The organism is Methylobacterium sp. J-001, assembly GCF_022829565.1.
In the GTDB taxonomy this organism is placed as follows: domain Bacteria; phylum Pseudomonadota; class Alphaproteobacteria; order Rhizobiales; family Beijerinckiaceae; genus Methylobacterium.
Genome location: NZ_JAKSYN010000042.1, coordinates 86001 through 112059, shown reverse-complemented (window position 1 = coordinate 112059; position 26059 = coordinate 86001). Strand labels below are relative to the sequence as shown.

Annotated in this window: 23 protein-coding genes; 13 read left to right on the top strand and 10 right to left on the bottom strand. The window is 68.6% G+C overall.

Going from position 1 to position 26059, the window contains the following annotated elements; all coding sequences use genetic code 11:
* Positions 1-12: 12 nt before the first annotated feature.
* Positions 13-1005 carry a polyphosphate kinase 2 family protein gene (locus tag MKK65_RS04370; protein WP_243955670.1) on the bottom strand — a complete coding sequence of 331 codons (993 nt, stop codon included), beginning with the start codon at positions 1003-1005 and terminating at the stop codon, positions 13-15.
* Positions 1006-1103: 98 nt separating this feature from the next.
* Here MKK65_RS04370 and MKK65_RS04365 point away from each other — a divergent pair, with 98 nt between their 5' ends.
* From MKK65_RS04365 to MKK65_RS04350, 4 genes are all read left to right on the top strand, one after another.
* Entirely contained in the window at positions 1104-1691 is a 588-nt protein-coding gene (locus MKK65_RS04365) for a histidine phosphatase family protein (RefSeq protein WP_243955668.1), read from the top strand.
* 193 nt (positions 1692-1884) lie between these two features.
* Positions 1885-5973, top strand: a complete 4089-nt coding sequence (locus tag MKK65_RS04360) for a Pls/PosA family non-ribosomal peptide synthetase (RefSeq protein ID WP_243955666.1) — start codon at positions 1885-1887, stop codon at positions 5971-5973.
* Between the two features lie 162 nt (positions 5974-6135).
* Complete coding sequence (locus MKK65_RS04355; protein ID WP_243955664.1) at positions 6136-7284, top strand: sensor domain-containing diguanylate cyclase; 1149 nt, start codon at positions 6136-6138, stop codon at positions 7282-7284.
* A gap of 60 nt (positions 7285-7344) precedes the next feature.
* Positions 7345-7551, top strand: coding sequence for a SlyX family protein (locus tag MKK65_RS04350; RefSeq protein WP_243944638.1), 207 nt, complete (start codon positions 7345-7347; stop codon positions 7549-7551).
* 42 nt (positions 7552-7593) lie between these two features.
* On the opposite strand, the gene MKK65_RS04345 is transcribed toward MKK65_RS04350, so the two are convergent.
* Both MKK65_RS04345 and MKK65_RS04340 read right to left on the bottom strand, forming a co-directional pair.
* Positions 7594-9027 carry an NAD-dependent succinate-semialdehyde dehydrogenase gene (locus MKK65_RS04345; protein ID WP_243955661.1) on the bottom strand — a complete coding sequence of 478 codons (1434 nt, stop codon included), beginning with the start codon at positions 9025-9027 and terminating at the stop codon, positions 7594-7596.
* A 101-nt stretch (positions 9028-9128) separates the two neighbouring features.
* Complete coding sequence (locus tag MKK65_RS04340; protein WP_058193470.1) at positions 9129-9917, bottom strand: class II glutamine amidotransferase; 789 nt, start codon at positions 9915-9917, stop codon at positions 9129-9131.
* Positions 9918-10237: 320 nt separating this feature from the next.
* On the opposite strand from MKK65_RS04340, the gene MKK65_RS04335 reads away from it, so the two are divergent.
* Positions 10238-10630, top strand: coding sequence for a response regulator (locus MKK65_RS04335; protein WP_058193469.1), 393 nt, complete (start codon positions 10238-10240; stop codon positions 10628-10630).
* Positions 10631-11011: 381 nt separating this feature from the next.
* Here the strand turns inward: MKK65_RS04335 and rpsU are convergent, their stop codons facing one another.
* Positions 11012-11347, bottom strand: a complete 336-nt coding sequence (rpsU, locus tag MKK65_RS04330) for a 30S ribosomal protein S21 (protein WP_243955659.1) — start codon at positions 11345-11347, stop codon at positions 11012-11014.
* Between the two features lie 319 nt (positions 11348-11666).
* Here rpsU and MKK65_RS04325 point away from each other — a divergent pair, with 319 nt between their 5' ends.
* Together MKK65_RS04325 and MKK65_RS04320 are read left to right on the top strand one after the other, a co-directional pair.
* Positions 11667-12713: a threonine aldolase family protein gene (locus tag MKK65_RS04325; protein WP_058193503.1), complete on the top strand. Its 1047-nt coding sequence runs from the start codon at positions 11667-11669 to the stop codon at positions 12711-12713.
* Between the two features lie 245 nt (positions 12714-12958).
* On the top strand, positions 12959-14572 hold the full coding sequence (locus tag MKK65_RS04320) for a peptide chain release factor 3 (protein WP_058193467.1): 1614 nt from the start codon (positions 12959-12961) through the stop codon (positions 14570-14572).
* A 271-nt stretch (positions 14573-14843) separates the two neighbouring features.
* On the opposite strand, the gene MKK65_RS04315 is transcribed toward MKK65_RS04320, so the two are convergent.
* A complete protein-coding gene (locus MKK65_RS04315; RefSeq protein WP_058193466.1) occupies positions 14844-15302 on the bottom strand; it encodes a response regulator in 459 nt (152 codons plus the stop codon).
* An 8-nt stretch (positions 15303-15310) separates the two neighbouring features.
* On the bottom strand, positions 15311-15778 hold the full coding sequence (locus MKK65_RS04310; RefSeq protein WP_058193502.1) for a BLUF domain-containing protein: 468 nt from the start codon (positions 15776-15778) through the stop codon (positions 15311-15313).
* A gap of 297 nt (positions 15779-16075) precedes the next feature.
* On the opposite strand from MKK65_RS04310, the gene MKK65_RS04305 reads away from it, so the two are divergent.
* The 5 genes from MKK65_RS04305 (at position 16076) to MKK65_RS04285 (ending at position 21683) form a co-directional block, all read left to right on the top strand.
* Complete coding sequence (locus MKK65_RS04305; RefSeq protein ID WP_243955656.1) at positions 16076-17455, top strand: flagellar hook protein FlgE; 1380 nt, start codon at positions 16076-16078, stop codon at positions 17453-17455.
* Between the two features lie 34 nt (positions 17456-17489).
* Positions 17490-19391 carry a flagellar hook-associated protein FlgK gene (gene flgK, locus MKK65_RS04300; RefSeq protein ID WP_243955647.1) on the top strand — a complete coding sequence of 634 codons (1902 nt, stop codon included), beginning with the start codon at positions 17490-17492 and terminating at the stop codon, positions 19389-19391.
* Positions 19392-19393: 2 nt separating this feature from the next.
* Positions 19394-20989, top strand: a complete 1596-nt coding sequence (locus MKK65_RS04295; RefSeq protein WP_243955639.1) for a flagellin — start codon at positions 19394-19396, stop codon at positions 20987-20989.
* Positions 20990-21091: 102 nt separating this feature from the next.
* Positions 21092-21352, top strand: coding sequence for a hypothetical protein (locus tag MKK65_RS04290; protein ID WP_243955637.1), 261 nt, complete (start codon positions 21092-21094; stop codon positions 21350-21352).
* Position 21353: 1 nt separating this feature from the next.
* Entirely contained in the window at positions 21354-21683 is a 330-nt protein-coding gene (locus MKK65_RS04285) for a porin (protein ID WP_243955635.1), read from the top strand.
* A gap of 8 nt (positions 21684-21691) precedes the next feature.
* Here MKK65_RS04285 and MKK65_RS04280 read toward each other — a convergent pair whose 3' ends face one another.
* The 3 genes from MKK65_RS04280 to MKK65_RS04270 are packed head-to-tail and all read right to left on the bottom strand — an operon-like array spanning position 21692 to position 23677.
* On the bottom strand, positions 21692-22165 hold the full coding sequence (locus MKK65_RS04280) for a hypothetical protein (protein WP_243955633.1): 474 nt from the start codon (positions 22163-22165) through the stop codon (positions 21692-21694).
* On the bottom strand, positions 22152-22511 hold the full coding sequence (locus MKK65_RS04275; protein ID WP_243955632.1) for a rod-binding protein: 360 nt from the start codon (positions 22509-22511) through the stop codon (positions 22152-22154). The genes MKK65_RS04280 and MKK65_RS04275 overlap by 14 nt, the downstream gene beginning before the upstream one ends.
* Positions 22512-22537: 26 nt before the next feature.
* Entirely contained in the window at positions 22538-23677 is a 1140-nt protein-coding gene (locus tag MKK65_RS04270; protein WP_243955631.1) for a flagellar basal body P-ring protein FlgI, read from the bottom strand.
* Between the two features lie 241 nt (positions 23678-23918).
* Here MKK65_RS04270 and MKK65_RS04265 point away from each other — a divergent pair, with 241 nt between their 5' ends.
* A complete protein-coding gene (locus MKK65_RS04265; RefSeq protein ID WP_243955629.1) occupies positions 23919-24347 on the top strand; it encodes a flagellar assembly protein FliX in 429 nt (142 codons plus the stop codon).
* A gap of 117 nt (positions 24348-24464) precedes the next feature.
* Here MKK65_RS04265 and MKK65_RS04260 read toward each other — a convergent pair whose 3' ends face one another.
* Positions 24465-25961: an ATP-binding protein gene (locus MKK65_RS04260; RefSeq protein WP_243955620.1), complete on the bottom strand. Its 1497-nt coding sequence runs from the start codon at positions 25959-25961 to the stop codon at positions 24465-24467.
* Positions 25962-26059: the final 98 nt, after the last annotated feature.

Below are 26059 nucleotides of genomic sequence, written 5' to 3'. Positions count from 1 at the left end.
GCACCCCTTGGATCAATCCGGGACCTTCAGGTCGGCGATGCCCGTCTTCGCTCGGGGGAATCGCGGGTCCATCGCCTCCAGCGTATCGGCGATCGTGCGGGCAATCACGTAGTTACGGAACCACTTGTGGTTGGCCGGCACCACCAGCCACGGGGCGTACGGCGTCGCGCATCGTGAGAGCGCGTCCGCGAAGGCCTGCTGATAGGCATCCCAGGATTTCCGCTCGACGAGGTCGGCCGGGTCGAACTTCCAGTGCTTCTCCGGGTCGGCGATCCGGGCCTCAAGCCGCTTCTTCTGCTCGCCCTTGGAAATGTGCAGGAAGAACTTGATCACCACCGTGCCGGATTCGGCGAGCAACCGCTCGAAATCATTGATGAGTCGGTAGCGGCCCTGCCAGACGGCGTCCGGCACGAGATTCTTCACCCGCACTACGAGGACGTCTTCGTAATGGCTGCGGTTGAACACCCCGATCATGCCGCGCCCCGGCGTCTTGGCGTGGTAGCGCCACAGGAAGTCGTGATCAAGCTCGTCGCTCGACGGCACCTTGAACGAGGTCACCGTGCAGCCCTGCGGGTTCACCCCCTTGAGCACCGCACGAATCGTCCCGTCCTTGCCGCCGGTATCGATCGCCTGGAAAACCAGCAGCAGACTGCGCGCGCGCTCGGCATAGAGCCGCTCCTGCAACGCGCTGATCCGGTCACGTTCCCCGGCAAGAGCCTCCTTCGCCCAGGCCTTATCGAGGCCGCCATCGGCGTCGGTATCGATCGCTGCGAGATCGACGCGCGTCCCGGGCTCGACGGTCACGATGCCCGGGGCTGCCAAGATCTTCACCCCGCTGTGGCCCCCCAGAGCCGCCGGGACCGTCCCGGCGATCGCATCGGCCGCACCGGCCCAGAGGGCGGTGGAGGGTGCTCGAGCCCGGGCAGATAGGTGCCGATCGGGGCCGTCTGTCACGGCGTCCTCGTTCGACTGGCCGGGAAGATGCTTGCCGTGCTTCTTGGACATGGGCAGGACCTGTTCCGGGGCATTGCCGACGAACGCCCAGAACGGTTGGCGAGCCCGGCCGTTCCGGGCACCTGCGCAGCGACAGGACTTTGACACGGTTGGCCACGATCTATTTCATCCGCCACGGCCAGACCGCCTGGAATGCCGAGGGCCGCCTGCAGGGCAGTCGCGACATCGACCTCAACCCGCAGGGGGAGGCGCAGGCCGTCGCTGTGGCCGAGCGCCTGGCCGCCGTGGCGGGTCCGCGCCTGGCGCAGGCAGAGTTCCTCGCGAGCCCGCTCAAGCGTACGCGGCGGACCATGGAGATCCTGCGGACCAGCTTGGGGCTGCCGCCGGGGGAATACCGCACAGATCCGCGGCTGCGGGAGATCGGTTTCGGAACCTGGGAGGGCTCGACCTGGGCCGAGATCCGGCGCCGCGATCCCGGGCGCGCCTCGGCGCGCGACCGCGAACGCTGGAACCACCGTCCTCCCGGGCTCGGCGGGGAGAGCTACGCCACCTTGGTCGAGCGGGTCGGCCCGGTCCTGGCCGATCTGCAGGGGGACGCCGTGGTGGTCGCCCATGGTGGTGTGGCACGCGCGGCCCTGGTCGCCCTGGGCCTCCTCGACGTCTACGCCGCGCCCCGCCTCGGCATCCGCCAGGGCGAGGTGCTGGTCCTGGAGCCGACCGGCTGGCGCTGGGCTTGAGCATCCCTCGCAGGAGCCGCGCCGCACCTTCGCGTGCGGCAGGAGACATCCCGGTCGCCGTGCGTTTTGATAGACACGCTGCGCTGCCCTTCACCCACGGTTCAAAGCCGCCTCGATAACGGCATGATCGGCTGGCTATAGGGCGGCCGCCACGGTATGCGCCGCCCTGTTCGGTCGGTTAGCGGAGCAGCGGATGAGCGACGTCGCCGAGAAGACCCGGTCCGGACCGGCCGCCGATGCGCGTGAGCGTCCGGCGGATGGGGCGGCCGTGCTGCGTGGCGCGCACCGCCCCGACCTGATCCGCGACGAGGTGCTGGCCGACATCTTTCTGGCCTCGGCGCACGCCCGGCCTGAGCATCCCTGCCTCGTCGATGGCGCCCGCGTGGTTGCCGGGGGTGTCCACCCGAGCCTGACCTATGCCGAGGTCGCCGCCCGCGCCGGGCGGATCGCAGCCGGGCTCGCCCATCGCGGCATCGGCCCCGGGGACGTGGTCGGTCTGTGGATGGCCCGCGGCCCGGATCTATTGGTCACTCAGATCGGCATCACCCTGTCGGGTGCAGCCTGGCTGCCCTTCGACGCCGAGGCGCCGGCCGACCGGGTCGGGGTCTGCCTGACCGATTCCGCCGCCAAGGCGCTGCTGGTCTCACCGGCGCTGGCCGCCGCCGCGCCCGATGCGGCGCCCGCCCTGACCCCGGCCGATCTCGACGCGGCGACACCTGCGGATTCGCCGGTGCCGGATCCCCGGGCCGCCGGCTTGACGCCGGAGCACCCCGCCTACCTGATCTACACTTCGGGTTCGACCGGCGTGCCCAAGGGCATCGTCATCAGCCACGCCAACATCTGCCACTTCCTCCGTTCGGGAAACGCGCTCTACGGCATGCGTGCCGACGACATCGTGTTCCAGGGCGCGTCGGTCGCCTTCGACCTGTCGATGGAGGAGATCTGGGTCCCATATCTCGTCGGCGCGACCCTGTTCGTGGCGAGCCCGGCCATGATGGGCGACGTCGAATCCCTGCCGGGTATCCTGGAGGCCGAGCGGATCACGGTGCTCGACACCGTGCCGACCCTGCTGGCAATGATCTCCGGCGACCTGCCGACCGTGCGCCTGGTCCTGCTCGGCGGCGAGGCCCTGCCCGAGCCGCTGGTCGTCCGCTGGGCCAGCGGCACCCGCCAGCTGTTCAACACCTATGGGCCCACCGAGGCGACCGTGGTCGCCACCGCGGCCGAGATGCGGCCCGGTGAGCCCGTCACCATCGGCGGCCCGATCCCGAACTATTCGGTCTACGTCGCCGGCGAGGATCTGAGCCTGCTCGGCCGCGACCAGCAGGGTGAGCTGCTGATCGGTGGTCCCGGCGTCGCCCGGGGCTACCTGGCGCGGCCCGAGCTGACCGCGGAAAAGTTCATCGCCAACCCGTTCGCCTCGGACGGGACCGACCCGATCCTCTACCGCTCGGGCGACGCGGTCTCACTGGATGCCGCCGGCCGGATCGTGTTCCACGGCCGCATCGACGACCAGGTGAAGATCCGCGGCTTCCGGGTCGAACTCGGCGAGATCGAGGCGCGGATCCGCAGCGTGCCGGACATCAACCAGGCGGCGGTGGTGCTGCGCCAGGATGACGGCGTCGACCGGCTGGTGGCCTTCCTGATCCCCGAGCGCGGCCGGTCCGTCGACACCGCTGCTTTGCGCCGGACGCTCGCCGGCCAGATGCCGCCCTACATGGTGCCCGGCCATTTCGAGCTGGCCGAGACCCTGCCGCGGCTGACCTCCGGCAAGGTCGACCGCAAGGCCCTCAAGATCGCCCCGCTCACGGTCGTCTCCGCCGACGGCGAGCAGGAGCCCCCCGCCAACGAGACCGAGGCGGCTCTGGTCGCCGCAGCCAAGCAGGTCTTCGGCAACCAGCCGATCCCGCTGGAGGGCGATTTCTTCGCCGATCTCGGCGGCCATTCGCTGCTGGCCGCCCGCTTCGTCTCGGCGGTGCGCGAGGCGCCCGCGCTCGCCGGCATCACCCTGCCGGACGTCTACGCCCTGCGCACCATGCGGGCGATGGCCGACGCGTTGATCGCCCGCACCGGCGGCATGGGCGCGGCGGCCTCCGTGCGCGACCTGAGCTTCGAGCCGCCGCCGTTGCTGCGCCGCGCCCTGTGCGGCTTGGCTCAGGCCGTCGCGCTGCCGATCGTCATCACCCTCTCCACCGCCCAATGGCTCGGGATCTTCGTCACCTACCTGCTGCTCACCGGCGGCGGCCTCAGCTTCTTCGCCGAGCTGGGCGTGCTGCTGCTCGTCTACATTGCGATTAACGGCGTGACTGCTGTGATCGCGGTGGCGGGCAAGTGGCTGATCCTGGGCAGGACCAAGCCCGGCCGCTACCCGCTCTGGGGCTTCTACTACTACCGCTGGTGGCTGGCGCAGCGCCTGGCGCCCCTGGTCCATGTGAAGTGGCTCCAGGGCTCGCCGGCGATCTCGGTCTATCTCCGCCTGATGGGCGCCAAGGTCGGGACCGACGCGCTGATCTCCGATATCGAGATCGGCGCCCCCGATCTGCTCACCATCGGCGACGGCGCGTCGCTCGGCGGCCGCCTGGTCATCGCCAATGCCGAGATCGTCGGCAACGAGTTGGTGATCGGCGCGGTCGAGATCGGGGCGGATGCGGCCATTGGCACCTCCTGCGTCATCAGCCACGATACGGTGATCGGCGCCCAGGCCGAGATCGCCGACCTGACCACGATCCCGACCGGCACCCGGGTCGGGCCGGCCGAGATCTGGGACGGCTCGCCCGGCCGAAAGGTCGGCATGGCCGATCCGTCGGAGCTGCCGGCGCCCGCCGAGGCCTCGTGGTCCCGCCGCGCCGCCTTCGGGGTGGCCTATACCGTGCTGCTCGGGGCGATCCCGGCGGTCGGGCTGCTGCCGATCTTCCCGGCCTTCTTCATCTTCGACCAGATCTCGGATTCGCTCTCCGACATCACCGACATCGACTACCACTGGTACCTGCCGATCCTCACTTGGCCGACCGCCATGCTGATGACCGCCGGCACGGTGCTGCTGATCGCCGGCATCCGCTGGATCGTGCTGCCCCGCGCCCGCTCGGGCACCCACTCGGTCCACTCGCTGTTCTACCTGCGCAAGTGGTCTCTGGCCCTCGCTGTCGAGGTGACGCTGGAGACGCTCTCGTCGCTGTTTGCCACCGTCTACATGCGGGCCTGGTACCGGCTCATGGGCGCCCATATGGGCCACGGCGCCGAAATCTCGACCAATCTCGGCAGCCGCTACGACCTGGCTGAAGTCGGTGCGAAGAACTTCGTCGCCGACGAGGTCGTCTTCGGCGAGGAGGAGATCCGGCGTGGCTGGATGCATCTCGAAGTGGCGCGGACCGGTGCGCGGGTCTTCGTCGGCAACGATGCGGTCGTTCCGCCGGGGGCCGACATCCCGGACGACGTGCTCATCGGCATCAAGTCGAAGCCCCCGGCCAATGACGCCATGAGCCCCGGAGAGACCTGGTTCGGCTCGCCGCCGATCCGGCTGCCCGCCCGCCAGAAGGTCGATCTCGGCTCCAACGCGCAGACCTACGAGCCCGGGATGTGGCCCAAGGTCCGGCGCGGCGTGTTCGAAGCCTTCGCGACCTCGTTCTCGCCGATGCTCTACATCACCCTCGCGATCACGGCGATCGACTGGTACTTTTATCCGGCGATCCTGGAGAAGGACTGGACGGGGCTGGCCGTCAGCTTCGTCACCGCCAGCGTCTGCATCGCGCTGATCCAGTCCAGTGCGGTCATCGCGATGAAGTGGCTGCTGATGGGCGTCTACAAGCCCGGCATGCAGCCGATGTGGTCCTGGTGGGCGATGCGCACCGAGGCGATTGCGGTGGCCTATTGGGGCCTGGCCGGCAAGGTGCTTCTGGAGCACCTCCAGGGCACACCGTTCCTGCCCTGGGCACTGCGCCTGTTCGGCGTGAAGGTCGGCCAGGGCGTGTGCATGCTCACCACCGACATCACCGAGTTCGACTGCGTGTCGATCGGCGACTACGCCACGATCAACCGCGTCTCGGCGCTGCAGACCCACCTGTACGAGGACCGGATCATGAAGATCGGCCGCGTCGTGGTCGGCCGCGGTGTGTCGGTCGGGTCGTTCGCGACGGTCCTGTACGACACCAAGGTCGGCGACTACGCCCGGCTGCGCCCGCTCACCATCGTGATGAAGGGCGAGTCGATCCCCGCCAACACGGAATGGGAAGGCGCGCCGGCCGTACCGGTGATCCACGCCGCTAAAGCAGTTGCGGCCGCATGAACGGGGCCTGCGGCCGCACCCGCGACCGTAACGAACCGACGTTACAAGCGTGAACGCGCCATTTTCGTCGCTCTGCTGCTAAAACCGCGCTGACATGCCTCGTGCAGTGGAGAATACCGGATCACCCATGCTATCGTCTCAGGTGGAGACTGATAGAAAGCCGTGCATCTCGATCCAGCCACCCTGCTGATCGTTAGTTCCGTGATGACCTTGCTGGTCGGCACGCTGTTCATGCTGTCGTGGCGGCAGGCGCCATCTTCCCGCGCCTTGGCGCTCTGGGGTGTGGCGCACATTCTCGGCGCCATCGGCTCCGGCGGCCTCGCCCTGCGTGGCCAGATCCCCGACCTCGTGTCTATCGCGGTGTCCAACGCCGTCGTTCTGGCGGCCTATGGGCTGATCTGGAGCGGCGTCCGCTCGTTCGAGGGGCGACCGATCCGGATCGACCTGGCTCTCGCGGGAGCGGCGATCTGGTGCGTGCTCTGCCTGGAGCCGAACTTCTACGGATCAATCGAAGCCCGGATCATCTATGCGTCCGCGGTGGCGGCCGTCTATTCCGGTGATGCGGCCGTGGAGTTCTGGCGCGGGCGCCGGGAGCGTCTGGCCTCACGCGTGGTAGCCGTGACCACGCTCGGGTTGCACGCCGCCTTCTACCTCCTGCGGATCCCCTCGACCCTGCTGGCGCCGCCGCCGCCGAGGCTGAACCCGCTGACCTCCCCCTGGGTGGCGATCCTGTGCTTCGTCACGCTGCTGTTCTCGATCGCGCTGGCCTTCACCTGCATGGCCCTCGTTAAAGAGCGGGCCGAGCGCGAGCAGCGCATCGCCGCCTCGACGGACCCGCTGACTGGCGTCGCCAACCGGCGGGCCTTCGCGAGCGCCGCGCAGGCGGCCCTTGCCAGCCACCGGCACGCAGCCCTGCTGCTGTTCGACCTCGACCGGTTCAAGGCAGTCAACGACATCCACGGCCATGCCGTCGGTGACGCGGTGCTGATGGGTTTCTGTGCCATGGTCGCATCGTTGCTCCCCCGGGAGGCCATGCTCGGCCGGCTCGGCGGCGAGGAATTCGCCTGCCTGCTGCCCGATGCTTCTCCCGCCGAGGCTCTGGCGCGGGCGGAGGAGCTGCGGCGGACCTTCGCCGGCTTGGCGGTGCCGGAATTGCCGAGCCTGCGGGTCAGCGTCAGCATCGGGATCGCGCTGGCTCGGGACGGGTCCGACTTCGAGACGCTGATGCGCCACGCCGACGCCGCGCTCTACGTCGCCAAGCATGGAGGCCGCGACCGGGTCGCGGTGGCGGATCTCGAACACGCCGCCTAGCGGATCGCTGTCGGAGATCCGCCGAGGATGCGCTATCGCGGGCCGGACTGGAGACCGGCCATGGACGAGCCCACCCGCATCGATCGCCTGGAGATGCGCCTCACCGAGCAGGATTCGACGATCGAGGACCTGAACCGCACCGTGACGGAGCAGTGGCGGGTGATCGACCGGCTGGTCCGCCAGGTCGATGCCCTGCGCGATCAGGTGGAGGAGGCGGCGGCGCGGTCTGCGCCGCGCGGGCCCGAACCGCCGCCGCCGCATTACTGATGGGCCCCGGCGCGCCGCCCCCTGCGACGCGCCGAGTCGATGTCAGAAGTTGGCCTGAGTGACGAACTTGGTCACGAGGTAAGCGTCGAGCGCTTCCGAGCCGCCCTCGCTGCCGTAGCCGGATTCCTTGACGCCGCCGAAGGGCGTCTCCGGCACCGCAAGGCCGTGGTGGTTGATCGAGATCATCCCGCTCTCCACCGTGTTCGACACCCGCGCGGCCCGCTCAGCCGAACGCGTATAGGCATAGGCGGCAAGCCCGTAGGGCAGGCGGTTCGCCTCGGTGAGCGCCTCCTCGTCCTCCGAGAAGCGGTTGATCATCGCCACCGGGCCGAACGGCTCCTCGTTCATCATCCGGGCGGTCAGCGGCACCTCGGTGAAGACGGTCGGCTCGAAGAAGTTGCCGCGATTGCCGATACGCTTGCCGCCGGTCCGCAGCGAGGCTCCGGCCGATTCGGCGTCGGCGGTGAGCGCCTCGATGGCTTCCAGGCGGCGCCCGTGGATCAGCGGGCCCATCTTGGTATCGGGATCGAGGCCGTCGCCCACCTTCGCGCTCTTGGCGTAGCTGGTGAAGCCCTCGACGAACCGGTCGAACACCGAATCATGCACCAGGAACCGGGTCGGCGAAACGCAGACCTGGCCGGCATTGCGGAACTTCGACGGGGCGAGGACCGAAACGGCCTTCTCCACATCGGCATCGCCGAACACGATCACAGGGGCATGGCCGCCGAGCTCCATGGTGGCACGCTTCATGTGCTCTCCGGCCAGCGCCGCGAGCTTCTTGCCGACCACCGTCGAGCCGGTGAACGAGATCTTGCGGATCACCGGGTGCGGGATCAGGTAGGCCGAGATCGTCGCCGGGTCGCCGTAGAGCAGCGACAGGGCGTCCCCCGGAATGCCGGCATCGAGGAAGGCGCGGACCAGCGCGGCGCAGCTCGCCGGCGTATCCTCGGGGCCCTTCAGGATCACCGTACAGCCGGTGCAGAGCGCTGCCGAGATCTTGCGGACCGCCTGGTTGATCGGGAAGTTCCAGGGCGTGAAGCAGGCCACGGGTCCGACCGGCTCGCGCAAGACCGCTTGCAGCACGCCGTCGGCGCGGGCCGGGATGATGCGACCGTAGGCGCGCTTACCCTCCTCGGCGAACCAGTCGATGATGTCGGCGGCGGCCAGGGTCTCGACGCGCGACTCGGCCAGCGGCTTGCCCTGCTCCTGGGTCATGATGCGGGCGATCTCGTCGACGCGGCTGCGCAGCAGGTCGGCGGCTTTGCGCATCAGCTTGCCGCGCTCGAACGGCGACACCTTGCGCCAGATCGGGAAGGCGCGGGCGACCGCGTCCAGGGCCTCGTCGAGGTCCGCCGTGGTGGCGACGGCGCACTGGCCGATCGTCTCGCCCGTGGCCGGATTCAGAACGCCCAGGGTCTCCCGGTCGGCGCCCGCGCGCCAGCGGCCGGCAATATGAAGCTCGGTATCCGGATACATCGGTCAATTCCCGCCCGGCCGCATCGTCGGCCGTCGCCGACATGTGGCAACGTGGCGCGGATCGGCAATCCCGCTCCGGGCATGGCTGAGGCCGGATCCGCTCAGGCGGCGCGGGAGCGGATGGTGTCAGGGGGGGTGACCACGGTGGCGCTGCCGTGCCGGGCGCGAAGGGTGCCGCCCTTCGGGACGACCTGCCAGCCCTCGCGGCAGCCGTCGATCGGCTCGGACACGACGACGATCCCGCCCGGACCATCGCGGAAGTACAAGCTCGGGGGCCGGCCGTCGCAGGCCCAGCGATAGGCGGTGAGTGTCTCGCCGTCGGTGAGCAGCGCGGTGAAGCGCAGCGGCTCGCAGACGCCCGCTTCTTTCATCAGGCCGCGGACCGTTTCCAGGGTCCGGGCCATGGCACCGATCGGATCCTGCTCCAGCCCGTTGGCCAGCGCCAGCAGGAAGAGTGCCTCGGAATCGGTGCTCCCGCGCCGGTTATCGTAGAACGTGTCCGGGATCAGGGCCTCGAGCCGCCGCTTGATGCGGTGATAGCCGCCGATCTGGCCGTTATGCATGAACAGGTGCCGCCCGTAGACGAACGGGTGGCAATTCGCCCGCGCCGTGGCGGTGCCGGTGGACGCGCGCACATGGGCGAAGAAGGTCCGGGCGCGGACCTGGCCGCAGAGGTTGACGAGATTCTCGTCCGACCAGGCCGGGGAGATGTCGCGATAGACACCGGGTTCCGGGCGCTCGCCGTACCAGCCGATACCGAAGCCGTCGCCGTTGGTCTCGGTCTTCCCTTCGTCGGCGTGCAGGGATTGATGCACCAGCGAATGCGTCGGCGCGCAGACCAGGTCCGAGAGAAAGACCGGCTCACCGCTATAGGCGAGGAAACGGCACATATCGGACGACGATCCTTCTTTGGTTCTCGCGCGACCCGCTTGAGGTCATGTCGGAACGGAACGGGTGGCGGCGAATGAGATTAACAGTCGGTCCACACGGGTGAACAGGTTCTTAACCGAAACCCAGCTGCGCCATTTTCGGGCGTTCCGGACAAAATTGGCGCCGCCTGATTGCAGAGCAGGCAGGCGGCACTCAACCAACAGGTCACTTGTGAGCCGGCTCTTGGCAGGCCAGCATGGCCGAATCGGGGAATCAGCGGTCCATGAATGAGGCCGCGACCCGGAGAGGGGCTTCACGCAACCGAGAGCAGGAGATTTTCATGGATCGCGCCCAGCCCGAGTGTTCCGCCCCCGTGGCCCTTGTCGTGGAGGACGACGCGGCGGTGCGTCACCTCGCGACGGCGGTCCTCGAGGAGAGTGATCTCGGCGTGATTGCCTGCGAGAGCGCCGAGGCCGCGCTCTCTGTGCTGGAACGGTCCGACGTCACCGTCGCCCTTCTCTTCGCGGACATCCGTCTGCCGGGCGCCATGGACGGTGTGTCGCTCGCCCAGGCGGTCGAGCGGCGCTGGCCGGACGTGCGGGTGGTCGTCACCTCCGGTGCGAGCCGCGATGCACGCCTGCCCGACCAGACGGTCTACATGCAGAAGCCCTGGCGGGCGCTCGACGTGCTGGTCCAGGCCGAGCATGCCACGATGGCGGCCAAGGCGGCCTGAAACCGGGGCGCGGCGCGCCTCCTCCCGGTGAGGGGAGGGGGCCGCGTATCCGGGCTCCGCGGAGGCTCTGTCCGGGCGCAGATGCGCGAGCTGCGATCCTGCTCAGCCGCACGAGATGGTTGCCGGCAGTGGGTTGCAGCTTCTTCTGCCGTCATTGCGAGCGCAGCGAAGCAACCCAGGGAAACGCCACGTTCGGGAAGCGCGCGCAGCCCTGGGTTGCTTCGCTGCGCTCGCAATGACGGGGCTTGGCAACGAACGGGAGGCTAATGGGTGACCGCAGCTGCGGCCGCGCCCGGAACCCTCACGCTCCAAGCGATGATCAAACGCAAAAAGCCCGGCCGCTTGCGCGGTCCGGGCTTCTGCCGTTCTGAAAAGAACGTCTTAGGCGACGGGCGTCGGGTTCACCGGAACCTGGCCGGCGGCGTTGCCACCCTGCGGGCCAGCGGCGGTCGGCGACGGGAAGCCGGGGCGGCGGCTGCCGGCCGGGAAACGGGGCTTCGGCTTCGGAGCGGCGATCAGGCCCTCGCGGATAGCGGTCTTGCGCGCCTGCTTGCGAGCACGACGGACGGCTTCCGCCTTCTCGCGCGCCTTGCGCACGGACGGCTTCTCATACGCCTTGCGCTGCTTCATCTCACGGAAGATGCCTTCACGCTGCATCTTCTTCTTGAGGACGCGGAGCGCCTGATCAACGTTGTTATCGCGAACGAGTACCTGCAACGGACTTGATCCTCTGGACCTGGATTTGGGGCTCGCGCAGCCCGCCGCCGATCTGGAAACCGGCAACGTCCCTCGCCCGGGAGAACCCGGGAGGGACGGGAACGTCGGTTTCCGAATCGGCGTGGAGCCCACGCCTTGGCGCGCCTTCTACACCAAGCGCGAACCAGTTCCAACATCTTCGCGGCAGCGATCTTCGCAGTGGCCGTATCGAAAGCCGCGGCGGGCCGGATACCGGTTCGACGCGCAGCAGCCCTGCCGGGCTTCGATTTGGGGTGGATCCCGATTGCAACGCGATCGGGCGCGGATCTACGCTGCGCGCATGCAACACGACGACTCGCAGCAATTCGCCAGCGACAATTACTCCGGCATCTGCCCGGAGGCGTGGTCCGCCATGGAGGCGGCCAATCGGGGCCACGCACCGGCCTACGGCGAGGATGCCTGGACGAAACGGGCAGCCGACGCGTTCCGTGATCTGTTCGAGACCGAGTGTGAGGTGTTTTTCGCCTTCAACGGCACCGCCGCGAATGCCCTTGCTTTGGCCTCGCTGTGCCAATCCTATCACAGCGTGATTTGCGCCGATTCGGCCCATGTCGAGACCGACGAGTGCGGCGCGCCGGAATTCTTCTCCAACGGCTCGAAGCTGCTCACCGTCCGGACCGAGGGCGGCAAGCTCACCCCGGAGGCGATCCGGGGGCTCGCCACCAACCGCAACGACATCCATTTTCCCCGCCCGCGGGTGGTGACGATCACGCAGCCGACCGAGACCGGGCAGGTCTACACGCTGGCCGAGCTGCGGGCGCTGTCTGCGACCTGCCGCGAGCTCGGCCTCGCGCTGCACATGGACGGCTCGCGCTTCGCCAATGCCTGCGCCAGCCTTGGGTGCAGCCCCGCCGATATGACCTGGCGGGCCGGGGTGGACGTGCTGTGCTTCGGAGGCACCAAGAACGGCATGCATGCCGGCGAGGCGGTTGTGTTCTTCGATCCGAAGCTCGCCGAGGATTTCGGCTTCCGCTGCAAGCAGGCCGGCCAGCTTGCCTCGAAGATGCGCTTCCTGGCCGCCCCCTGGGTCGGCATGCTGGAGAGCGGCGCCTGGCTGCGCAACGGCGCCCATGGCAATGCCTGTGCCCGCCGCTTCGCCGAATCCGTTGCGCACCTGCCGGGGATCCGCGCGCTGTTCCCCGTGGAGGCCAACGCGGTCTTCCTGGCGATGCCGGCCGCGACCATGGAGCGGCTGCGGGCCCGGGGCTGGCGCTTCTACACCTTCATCGGCGGCGGGGCGCGATTCATGTTCGCCTGGGACGCCGCGACGGCGCGCGTGGACGCCCTGATCGCCGACCTGCGGGCGCTGGCGGCCGAGGCGGCATAAGATCGGGTTTCCAATGGGCTCGGCCCTTTGGCGGGTTATCAGGGTCGAGCCCTGATGAAGACGAAGGGCTCCGCCCTTCACCCGCAAACGGTCGAAGGACCTTTTGAAACCGGGACTTGGATCAGCCGGCTCGGCGGGTTCTTTGCCAATACCGGGCCGTGCCGCTACACGATCCCAAGACCGTCACCCGAGACCGCGCGCCGGGCGACGCCCCTCACGTTTGGCCGACCCAGAGCGTTCGCTCCATGCTGATGCAGACCAAGACCGAAGCGAAGCCGGCCGATCCGGTTGCGCGGCGGCGCACCTTCGCGATTATCTCGCACCCGGATGCGGGCAAGACCACGCTGACCGAGAAGCTGCTGCTGTTTGGCGGCGCGATCCAGCTCGCCGGCGAGGTCAAGGCCAAGCGCAACCGGGTCTCGACCCGATCTGACTGGATGGGCATCGAGAAGGAGCGCGGCATCTCGGTCGTCACCTCGGTGATGACCTTCGAGTACGGCGACTGCGTCTTCAACCTGCTCGACACGCCGGGCCACGAGGACTTCTCCGAAGACACCTACCGGACGCTCACCGCGGTCGATTCGGCCGTGATGGTGATCGACGCCGCCAAGGGCATCGAGGCGCGCACCCGAAAGCTGTTCGAGGTGTGCCGGCTGCGCGACATCCCGATCGTCACCTTCGTCAACAAGCTCGATCGCGAGGCCCGCGACCCGTTCGAACTCCTCGATGAGATCGAGAAAACGCTTGCGCTCGACGTCGCCCCGGTCACCTGGCCGATCGGCACCGGCCGCAACTTCTCCGGGACCTACGAGCTCGGCGCCAATCGCGTGCGCCGGCTCGACGCTGCCGAAGATGCCGGCATGGTGACGGTGTCCGGCCCCCAGGACCCGCTGTTCGACGAGCTGCTCACCGAGAACGGTGCAGCCGATGCGTGGCGCGAGGAGGTGGAGCTGGCCGAGGGCGGGCTGAAGCCCTTCGACCTTGACGCGTTCCGCGAGGGCCACCTGACACCGGTGTTCTTCGGATCGGCGCTGCGCAATTTCGGCGTGCGCGACCTGATCGACGGTCTCGCCAAGGTGGCGCCGCCGCCGCGGGGCCAGGATGCCGACAAGCGCCTGGTCGAGCCGAGCGAGCCGCGCATGACCGGCTTCGTGTTCAAGATCCAGGCGAACATGGATCCGAACCACCGGGACCGGATCGCGTTCATGCGGGTCTGCTCAGGCAAGCTCAGCCGGGGCATGAAGGCCCGGCTGGTGCGCACCGGCAAGCCGATCTCGCTCTCGGCACCGCAATTCTTCTTCGCGCAGGACCGCGCCATCGCGGACGAGGCTTTTGCGGGTGACGTGGTCGGCATCCCGAACCACGGCACCCTGCGGATCGGCGACACGCTCACGGAAGGCGAGGACATCGTCTTCCGCGGCGTGCCGAGCTTCGCCCCGGAAATCCTCCGGCGGATCAAGCTTACCGACGCTATGAAGGCCAAGAAGCTGCGCGAGGCGCTCCAACAGATGGGCGAGGAGGGCGTCGTCCAGGTGTTCGTGCCGCAGGACGGCAGCCAGGCGATCGTCGGCGTCGTCGGCGCGCTCCAGCTCGACGTGCTGAAGGAGCGGCTTCAGGCAGAGTACGGCCTGCCGGTGGATTACGAGACCTCGCGCTTCTCGGTCTGCCGATGGATCGAGTCCGATTCCGAGATCGAGCTCGACAAGTTCGTAGACAGCCACGGCTCGGCCATGGCGAAAGACCTCGACGGCGCGCCGGTCTTCATGGCGACCACGGCGTTCTCGCTCCGCTACGAGGAGGAGCGCTACCCCGCGGTGCGCTTCACCGACGTGAAGGATTACCAGAAGCGGGCGGCGTGATTTTTTGGGGGGGTAGAGGGGTTTTACCCAACTTAGCCGGCTGACGGCCGCAGCTTGCACCCAGCGCGTCTCCCTCCCCCCCCTCTGCGGGGGAGGGTGGCCCCTGCGTCAGCAGGGGTCGGGAGAGGGGAGCGCCGTTTCCGGAAGGACGCTTCGATCACAATCGCCCCGTCCTGCGTCGTCGCGCTGCCCCTCTCCTGACCCCCTTCGGGGGCCACCCTCCCCCGCAGTGGGGGGAGGGAGGGCGCGTGTCAGTGCCGGACGCGATACCTCAGAACTTCCCCAGCATCGGGAAATCCGCCGTCAGCGTCGATTCCGCTGCCATCGGGGCGTCGCGCTTGCGCGGCTTGCGGTTGAGCACCTGCTTCAGCTTGCTCTTCAGCACCGCCATGTCGAACGGCTTCAGGATGAAGGCGTCGGCCCCCGCCTGGTGGGCGAGGTTGATATCCTCGAAGTCGAAGGACGATTCGGTAAGCATGAAGGGCGTGTTCATCAGCGCGTCGTCGGCGCGGATCTCGCGCAGCAGGGCCAGCCCGTCCATCGGCTCCATGGCAAGGTCGGAGATCACCAGGGCGTAGCGGCGCGTGCGCAGCCGCTCCAGGGCCTCGGCGGCCGTGGTGACCCCTTCGACGTCGGGGAAGCCGATCCGTGTCAGCAGCATCACCACGAGACGCAGGAGCTTCTCCTGGTCGTCGACGATGAGGATCGGGGGCGTATCGCTCTCGGACATCGTTGCGCTCAGATGAAGAGGTGGTCGATGCCCTGGCGGGACATCGCGTCGTTCTGGAGCGCCAGGCAGAGCCCGTGGATCGCTGTCGCCTTCGGGGTGCCGCGCTGGAGCATCGGCAGCAGGTTGGCCTTGGCGAACAGGCCCTCGTTTGTAGCGGTGCGCTGGGCGCTCTTGAAGGAGTGGACGAACTCGCGCTTGGCGATCTCGCGCCACTCGTTGATCTGGACGTCCCGGTGGCGCTGGTCGGCGCTGACCCGGTCGAAGGTCTCGTGCACCGATGAGCGCTCGCCCTCGATCACCTGGCAGGCGAAGTTGCCCTCGATGATCAAAAAGCTGGTGATCACCGAGAACTCGTTCTTCTTCTGAGCGACTCGGCCGATCTCGGTGATCTGCTCCGACCGCTTCGTGGGATCCGCGGACAGATTGAGGCGCGAGAAGTAGATGATGTGGACGAGGCTCGTCCGTTTCGCCCGCATGACCTCTAGATCCGAAATCCGTACCGCACCTGCGCGTTCGGGCAGGACGAGCCCCGCCCAGCCGAGCCCGTGCACGATCTTCGCGCGCGCCGGATAACACCCCGTAAACGTCCGCCGGCCTCCGCACAGATCCGGTCCGCCCCGATCCGGCAGAATCTGCCGGGCCGGCATCTCCGGTCGGCCAGGGCTGCCGGGCCGGCGGCGGCCCGTTCGTTAGAAATCAAGGACTTGGCTCTGGCACGGCGGTTGCGCGCTGGACCCTGCGGGCCAATGCGGCGCGTCTCGGGATCGCATGCCATGGATCTTTTTACCGCCCTGCAGACCTCGGTCTCCGGATTGCAGGCACAGTCCTACGCCATCAGCAACATCTCCGGGAACATCGCGAACTCGCAGACGACCGGATTCAAGCGAATCGACACCAGCTTCGTCGACATGATGTCCGAGACCACGCCGAAGCGTGAGGTCGCCGGCTCGGTCCTGGCCCAGTCGCAGCTGACCAACACGATCGCCGGCAACGTCGTAGCCTCGAGCGTCCCGACCAACATGGCGATCAACGGGAACGGCTTCTTCACCGTGGTGCGGAAGACCGGCGATTCGAACGGCGCCGCGACCTTCAGCGGCACGAACGTCTACACACGCCGGGGTGACTTTGCGCAGGACAAGGACGGCTACCTGGTCAACGGCGCCGGCGGCTACCTGACCGGTACGAATCTCGACCCGGTCACCGGCCAGGCGACCAGCACCGGGCTGCTGAAGATCGGCAACACGTCGCTTCCGGCCCAGCCCACCACGTCGATCGCCTACGCCGCCAACCTCCCGGCGACGCCGGCCACCACCGCGTCCGTCACGTCAGGCTCCGACGTCTACGATCAGCTGCCGACGGCCGTGGTCAAAACCGGGACCGGCGTGACCGGCGTCTCGGTGCCCTCGACCGGGGCCGGGACCTTCGTGAACAACAGCATCGCCGGCCCGTCCATCACCGCCTACACGCAGACCGGCGCACCGGTGACCCTGAGCACGCGCTGGGCGAAGGTGCAGGACGCCAGCACGACGCCAGCGCAGCCCGCGGTCTGGAACCTCTATTACGCCTCGGATCCCTCGGCTTCGGCGAATTCGACGGCCTGGCAGAATGTCGGGACGGCCTTCACCTTCGATTCCACAGGGAAGCTGACCGCGCCGGCGACGAGCCCGGTCGCGCTCGGCAATGTCACGGTGGGTGACTACACCTTCGCGAACATGACCATGAATGTCGGCACGGCCGGCCTGACCCAGTACGCCGACACATCGGGTGCCGTGACCACCAACACGCTGAGCCAGAACGGCAACAGCGCCGGCACGCTGACCAGCGTGGCGATCGGTGATGACGGCAAGATCAACGGCACGTTCTCGAACGGGTCGGTGCTGGCGCTCGCCTCCGTGGGTATCGCGCAGTTCGCCAATCCCGATGGGCTGAAGGCCGATTCGAACGGCAACTACCTCCAGACCGCCGAGTCCGGTCCGGCCCTGGTCGGGCTGAACGGAAGTACGATCACGGGCGCCAGCAATGAGCAGTCGAATACCGACATTGCGAGCGAGTTCTCTAAGATGATCGTAACGCAGCAGGCCTACTCTGCGAACACGCGCGTCATGTCGACGGCCCAGACGATGATGTCTGACCTGCTCAACGTGATCCGCTGAGTGAGGATGCGATCCGAACCGCGGAGGCCGTGAGATGTCGCTGAACGCGCTTTCCACCGCGACCGCCGGCCTTGCGGCGACGCAGGCGGCGATCAACGTCGTCTCGCAGAATGTCGCCAATGCGGGCACCGCCGGTTACGTCAAGCGGACGCTCTCGACGGTCGCTACCGGGACCAACAATTCCGGTGTCGCCGTCGGGGCGATCACCCGCAGCTTCGACGCCGCCGCCCTGAAGCAGCTGCGGCTCGAAACGTCGGGGGCTGCCTATACCAGCACCAAGGCCGGCATCGCGTCCCAGCTCGACGCGCTGTACGGGACTCCCGGCAGCACATCGTCGCTCGACGGCACGCTGAACACCTTCACCGAATCGCTGCAGGAGCTGTCCGCCAATCCGACCTCGGCGGCCGCCCGCACCACCGTGCTGAGCAACGCCTCGGCGCTCGCCAGCCAGATCAACGGCGCCGCCGCCTCTGTGCAGAACCTCCGCTCCGGGGTCGAGGCGCAGCTCGGCACCGATACGAAGTCGGCCAGCACCCTGCTGTCCAACGTCGCGAGCCTCAACGCCAAGATCCAGAACACCACCGACGCATCGTCCCTGGCCGACCTCCAGGACCAGCGCGACCAGGTGATCAACGCGCTCTCCAACTACATGGATGTGCAGACCGTCGCGCAGCGCGACGGGACGGTCTCGGTGCTGACCCAGTCGGGCGTCACCCTGGTCGATCGCAGCAGCGCGGCGGTGCTGAGCTTCGACGGCCACGGGACGCTGAGCGCCAATTCGAGCTACTCGACCGATCCGACCAAGCGGACGGTCGGCACCATCACGGCGACGCTTCCGGGCGGCGGCAAAATCGATCTCGGGGCGCCCGGCGCCATCCGGTCGGGGAGCCTCGCCGCCGGGATCGAATTGCGCGACCAGATCCTGCCGCAGGCCCAGCGCCAGCTCGACGACCTCGCCGGGGGGCTCGCCAGCGCGCTGACTGACAAGTCCGTGACCGGCACCGTCACCGGCTCCTCGGCAACCATCGATCTTACGGGTATCCAGGCCGGCAACAGCGTTACGATCCCGGTCACCGCCGCCGACGGCTCGGTCCGCAACGTCACGCTGGTCGCCTCGAACAAGGCGACCACCGGGGTCGATCCGAGCCAGACCGACGATTCCAGTGGGCTCGCTCAGACCTTCAACATCTCCGGCGGCCCCGCAACCTACGCCAGCGCGATCTCGGCTGCCCTGACGGCGCTCGGCACCCGTGCGACGGCTGCCGGCATCAGGAACGTGCCGAACCTCACCGCGACCGGCACCGGGGCCTCCGTCACGATCGGGCCGGCGGGTGCCAGCACCGACAAGGTTTCAGGGGCCAGCGCCAGCATCACCCTGCCGACATCGCCGAACGATCTGACCACGGGCTACCCGCAGATCGCCCTGTTCACCGACGTCTCCGCTGCGCCGCCACCCGTCACCCGGCTCTTCACCGGCTCGCTCGACAGCGGCTCGCAGCTCACCGGCTTCGCCCAGCGCATCGCGGTCAATCCGGCGGTCTCCGGCAACACCGCGGCGCTCACCGCGTCGAGCGCCATCGATCCGAGCGCCTCGGGCGGCCGCGCGCAGGCGATTTTCACCGCCCTGACTTCCGCTCAACAGACTTTCTCGTCTTCGAGCGGCATCGGCGGCGTCTCTGCGCCCTACCGGGCGAGCGTCGTCGGCTTCGCCCAGGACGTGATCGCTTCGCAGGGCTCTGCCGCCTCGAACGCGACAGCGCTTAACGACACCCAGCAGACTGCGCTCTCTACCGCGCAGAGCCGGTTCTCCGCGGGCGCGGGCGTCAATATCGACCAGGAGATGTCGAACCTGATCGCCCTGCAGACGGCCTACGGCGCCAACGCCCGGGTGCTCACCGCCGCCCGCGATATGCTCAACCAGCTGCTGCAGATCTGACCATGACGACGATCTCTCCCTTCGCGGCCGGCTCTTATGTCGCCAACCGGAACACCGCGCAGCTCCTGACGCTGAAGAACCAGCTGAACGACCTGTCGAACCAGCTCTCCAGCGGCAAGGTCTCGCAAACCTATGGCGGGCTCGGCACCGGACGCTCCACGGCGCTCGCCGCCCAGGCGACCCTGAGCGCGCTGAACGGCTACGGCGCGGGCATCACGGCGGCCCAGACCCGGACCAGCCTTGCCGTCACCAGCCTGACCCAGGTCGCCAAGCTTGGGACCGACGCCCGCACGGCCCTGAACAACGGTCTGCAGAGCGTCGCGGCCAACACTACGGCGGGCCGCTCGATCGCGCTCGCCAACCTGCAGACGGCGCTGGACACCCTCAACCAGTCCGCGGCCGGCAGCTACCTGTTCGGCGGTCGCGACGCCACCACACAGCCGGTGCTCGACGCCGACACGATCCTCAACGGAACCACCGACAGCCAGGGCAACAAGCTTGCGGGCCTCACCGCGCTGATCAACGAGCGGGTCACCGCGGAGCTGGGCGCGAGCGGCAACGGCCGGCTGACGCAGACCTCGCCGAGCGCCACCTCCGTCCAGGTGACCGATGAAACGAACGCCGCGACGCGGGGCAAGTTCGGCTTCACCCTCACCGGCACACCGACCACCACCGGGACGGCGCTGAGCGCGTCGATCACCGGCACCGGCCCGGCCTCGCTCAATGTGAGCCTGGCGACGCAGCCGGCCGCTGGCGACAGCGTCAGCTTCGCGCTCAAGATGCCGGACGGTACCGCGACCACCGTAACGCTGACCGTGGCAACCAGCGCGGATGCCAGCTCGACCACCAGTTTCGCCATCGGGGCGAGCGTCACCGACACCATGAAGAACCTGTCCGCCACGCTGACCAACGCGCTCAAGGGCGCGGCCACCGGCACGCTGGCGGTGAACGCCACGGCGGCGGTGACGCAGGACTTCTTCACCGGCTCGGCCCGGGGCGGCCCATCCGGAGCCGGAATCATGCCCCAGCGCATCACGTACGATGCGGCCAAGAACCCGACCGGCTACGTTGCCGCCACTCCGGCCAACACCGTGCTCTGGTACCAGGGCGAGAACACCTACGACACGACGACGAGCCCGCCTGAGCCCACATCGGCCTTCGACACCCAGTCGGTCCAAGTCAGCGCCACAGGCCAAGTCGGCACCGGCGCCCGCGCCAACGACAAGTCGGTCCAGAACGTGCTCGCGGGTCTGGCGACCATGGCGTTCGCTCTGCCGACCGCGAGCGACGCCAACACCAGCGCCACCTATCAGACCGTGGTCGACAAGGCTGGGGCGCTGCTGTTCTCGGCTGATCAGACCAATCCCAGCGTCCAGGACACCGTCACGCAGCTCAGCATCGCCGCGACGCGGCTGTCGAACGCCAAGACCACCAACACCGCCACCCAGACCACGGTGCAAAACACGCTCGACGGGATCGAGCAGGCCCCGACCGAGGAGGTCGTCGCCAAGCTGCTCGATGTGCAGAACCGGCTCCAGGCCAGCTACCAGGTCACGGCCTCGCTCTCGAAGCTCTCACTGGTCAATTACATCAGCTGAATCCGGTATTCGGTCCCGCCACCATAGTCTCGCCGCTTTCCCGCAGTGAAGCGCAGGTTGCGGTCGCGTGCAGCGCTGCCGCGCGATCGAGGAGAGGCTCGCATGGCGCTGTCCGAACCCGTCCACGCGATCCGCCGCCTCGGCACCGCGGCGCAGATCGACGCCCTCGCGTTGGCCGAGAAGGCAATCGACAGCTATCTCGACGGCTATGGCCGCCCGGACGACCGCGCCATCGCGCTCGACATCCTCCTGCGCGACCTCGCGCGGCTGCGCTTTCTTGAGCCCGACCTCGACGGCTTCATCGGCGCAGTCGAGTGCTACATCGACCTCCTGTATCGGGACCTTTCGCGTCGGGCCGCGTGAGATGGGCTGGACCCTCCCGATCGCCTTGACGCTGTGCACTGCGGCGCTCGGTTTCGGGCCTGCCGAGGCCCGGGACCTCGAGAAAACTCTGATCACGCCGTCAGTGATGCCGTGCCCGTCGAAGGGGGCGGGTTTCGTGCGCCTGCCGGGCAGTGCGAGCTGTATCCGCGTCTCCGGCCGCGTCACGGCGGGCGCGGACCTGCGGGGCGGGCACGGGATCGGCGCGCCGGCCACGCCCCCCGTTACGGGGCGCCTGGCGATCGACAACCGCGCCGACACGGATCTCGGCGAGGTGCGGACCTACGTGCGGATCGGCAACGGCCGCCGCTGAAGCGGCCTTCAAAGATTCCGCGACAATACCAGCGGCCCACTGCGCACGCCGCGGCCATAGGGCGACGGGGCTGCCGCCTGTCGTCCGTAGCCCGACGGCAGCTGCGCCCGGCCGATCTCCTCCGCCAGCGACTTGATCAGCCCCTCGGAAACGGATTTCGCGCTGTCGAGGACCGACTGGTTCGCTTCCACGGCCGCGGTGAAGCGGCGATGGGCGGCCCGCAGGGTCTCGACGCCGTCCGGGTTGAAGCGCTTCAGCGCGACGGCATTCGCTTTGGCGACTTCGAGGCCCTGCATATAGGCCGCCGCCAGCGCCGTCTTGGGCTCGGCCGCCGCCAGGCCCTCGCGCAGCCGTCCGGCCCGAATATGGGCGGCCTCCTCGGCCAGCACCGCTTCCAGCGCGGCCATGTTCGCGAGCACGCCCCCGACCAGCGCCTCCGCGGTGACCCGGTCGCCGACGTGCAGCGGCTCAGCCCTTTGCATGGACCGCTCCATCGCTCGACGCGCCCTGCATCTTCATGATCTCACGGAACACGGAGTCGGCGATGCCGACGCCGCCGCTCTTCACAATCTGTCCCGCGTATTCCTTGGTCAGCATCGAGCGGTAGACGCCGCCCCCGGTGCCGTTCTCGCCGAGCGGACCGTCGGTTCCCTCCGACTGGGTCATCCGGTCGAGGCTGTTCTCAAGGAACATCGACTCGAACTCCGTGGCCGTCTTGTGCGCCCTGGCGGTGTTGCCGGTCTTGAGGATGCCGTCGGACACGCTGGTGGCGATGGACTTCCCGACGCCGGCGGCGGCGTTGGCCGCGATGTTGGCGAGTGGCAGCATGATTTAGCCCTCCAATCCCAAAAAAATCACATCAGCTCGATATCGGCCTGGAGCGCCCCGGCGGTCTTGATCGCCTGGAGGATCGAGATCAGGTCGCGGGGGCCGACCCCGAGGGCGTTGAGCCCGTCGACCAGCTCGCGCAGGCTCACGCCCTCCTTCACCAGCGCCAGCTTGTTGCCGTCGCCGGTATCAACCTTCACGCTGGTGCGCGGCACGACGGTGGTGCGCCCGTTCGAGAGCGGCGCCGGCTGGCTGACCTGCGGCTGCTCGCTGATCGTGACCGTGAGGTTGCCCTGGGCGATCGCCACCGTGGAGACGCGCACGTCGCGGCCCATGACGATGATGCCGGAGCGCTCGTCGACCACGACCCGGGCGGTCTGATCCGGCTCGACCTTCAGCTGTTCCACCTCGGTGATCAGGCGGATCATGTTGCCGTTGTACTTGGCGGGAATCTGGATCGTCACGGTGGCCGGGTCGGTCGGCTCGGCGGTGTCGGCGCCCATGAAGTCGTTGATCGCCGCAGCGATCCGCTTGGAGGTTGTGAAATCCGGGTTGCGCAAGGATAGGCGCAGGGCGCGGGCGTCGTTCAGCTTGAACGCGATCTCGCGCTCGATATTGGCGCCGTTGGAGATGCGCCCGTTGGTCGGCACGCCGCGGGTGATCTTGGCGGCATCGCCCTCGGCGGAAAAGCCGGCGATCGCCACCGAGCCCTGCGCGAGGGCGTAGACCTCGCCGTCGGCGCCGAGCAACGGCGTCACCAGCAGCGTGCCGCCCTGAAGGGACTTCGCGTCGCCGAGCGACGAAACGGTCACGTCGATGCGCGTGCCCTGGGCGGCGAACGGCGGCAGGCTCGCCGTCACCATCACGGCGGCGAGGTTCTGGGTCCGCATCGTGGCGCCCCGCGTATTGACCCCGAGCCGCTCCAGCATCGCCTGCAGCGACTGCTTCGTGAACGGGATATTATTCAGCGTATCGCCGGTGCCGTTCAGGCCGACCACGATGCCGTAGCCGACCAGTTGGTTCTGGCGGACGCCCTCGATCGAAGCGAGATCCTTCACCCGCGACAGGGCGAGCGCCGGGCCGCAGGCCGACGCCAGCAGCAAGACGCCGACGACGAGGGCGGCAAGGGCCGATCCGAGGAGACTGATGGGGTGGCTCGGGCGCATGCCGGATTTTTCGAGGGTGAACGGACCTGTTCCCCTCCTGCCAGCCCCGTGCCAGTCTGACATTTGGATTAAGTCGTTGAGAAAAATATCATTATCGGATGGGCGTGCGGTCGCCGATTAGGATCCACCGGCACCGAACCTGCCGACCCGGCAGGTTCTGCCGGCCTGTTTACCCGCGCTTAACCGTGCCGGCTTGAATGTCCGGGAGCGCAGGGGCGCCCGGAGCGACACGAACAGGATCATGCGCGTCGAGACTCGCCAGCCGATCCAGAATGCCGGAGGCGTCGCGGCCAAGGGCCGGGTCGAGGGCGGTCGCGGCTTCAGCCTGGATTCGGCTCCGGCTTCCACCTCGGGCACCGGCGCGCCGGCGGCTGCGGCGACCCTGGCCGGGCTCGACGCGGTGCTGCTGCTTCAGGGCGAGGCCGAGACCTCGCAGGAGCGCCGCCGCCGCACGGCCCAGCGCGGCCACGACCTGCTCGACGGTCTCGACCGGCTCAAGGCCGCACTCCTCGGAGGCCGCGTCGCCCCGCAGGACCTGCGTGCCATCGCGGGCCGCTTGGCCGAGCGTTCGGCATCATCCGGGGATCCGCGGCTCGACGCGCTCATGGCCGAGATCGAGCTGCGCGCCGCGGTGGAACTGGCCAAGCTGGAAGGCCGCCGCAGCGCATAGATTCAGCGCCGTCATTGCGAGCGCAGCGAAGCAACCCAGTGCAGCGCGCGAACTCAGGACGTAGCGTGTCCCTAGGTTGCTTCGCTGCGCTCGCAATGACGGATCGCTTTACGACCGCTACCCCGCCCGCCGCTTCGGCCCGGAGGGCAGCATCTGCGGCTCGCCCGGACCGGTCTCGACCCCGAGATCCGGCACCGCGATGATCGGTGCGCCGCGCAGGTCCTTCCGGGTCACGATCGCCCCGCGCTCCTCGAGATAGGCCAGCATCCGCCGGGCGCGGCCGCCCGAGCTGGTGCCGTAGGCGTCGGCCAGCATCGTGTCGGTGGGGCAGGGAGCGGCCTCGATCGCCGCGCGGGCGACAACCAGGAACAGGCCGGCAAGGTCATCCGGCAGGCCGGCCGCGATCGCCTGGGCCCGCTCCCACGTGGAATTGTCGGCGACCGCGCCGCCCGCCTCGGCCCGGGCCACGGCGAGCCGGCGCTTGAACTCCGGCAATCCCATCGTGTCGCCGCGCAGGCGGCGGATCCGGCAGCGGACGGTGAAATCCTGATAGAGCGTCGCGGGGGTACAGGCCGCGGCGTCGGCATCGGCCAGCACCGAGGCCAGGACTTCGGCGAGCGCGGCCTCCCGCGCCTCCGGGTCCATCGGCTCCTCCTCGGGCTCCTCCGGCGGGGCCGGCGGACGGTAGCTCGCGAGCTGGACGAGGACGTCCGGGGCCGCCACCGGCCGCGGCTTCGGGCGCGGCATGGGCGGCGCCAGGCTGTCGGTTGGGCTCGCCGTGAGGATCAGCGCCCTTGCATCCTCGGTCGGGTCGGGGAGGGGGACGAGCACCGGCGACGAGCTGCGGCTCACCGTCAGGGTCGGACCCACCGCGATGGTCAGGGGCCGCCGCGATAGGGCCGGCCCGAGCGCAACGAAATGTCCGCGCGGCAGGTCGCGGAACGTCTCGGCCTGGCGACGTTCCAGACCGAGCAGGTCCGCGGCGCGGGCCATGTCGATGTCGAGGAAGGTCCGGCCCATCAGAAAATTGGAGGCCTCGGCCGCGACGTTTTTGGCAAGCTTGGCGAGACGCTGCGTCGCGATCACGCCGGCGAGCCCGCGCTTGCGGCCGCGGCACATCAGGTTGGTCATGGCGCCGAGGGACAGGCGACGGGCCTCGTCGGAGACCTCTCCGGCTGCCGCGGGGGCGAAGAGCTGCGCCTCGTCCACCGCTACCAGCATCGGGTACCAATGGTCCCGGTCGGCGTCGAATAGGCCGCCGAGGAACGCCGCGGCGGCGCGCATCTGCCCTTCGGCGTCGAGATTCTCTAGCGACAGTACCACCGAAACCCGATGCGTGCGCACCCGCGCTGCGATGCGCTGGAGCGCGACGTCGTCACCGTCAGCCTCCACCACGACGTGGCCGTAGCGGTCGGCGAGGCTGGCAAAATCCCCCTCCGGATCGATCACCGCCTGCTGCACGAGCCCCGCGCTCTGCTCCAGCAGGCGCCGGAGCAGGTGCGACTTGCCCGAGCCCGAATTGCCCTGGACCAGGAGCCGGGTGGCCAGCAGTTCGGTGAGGTCGAGCAGCGCCGGCTGCCCGCCGGTCAGGCCGAGATCGATATCGGAGCGCATGGTTGCTCCATACCACGCCGAAACCGGATCCGTGCGTGCTCCGGATGCGCTGTCCACGCTTCCTGCAAGGCTGCCGCGCGGCTGCAATGTCGCGGCCG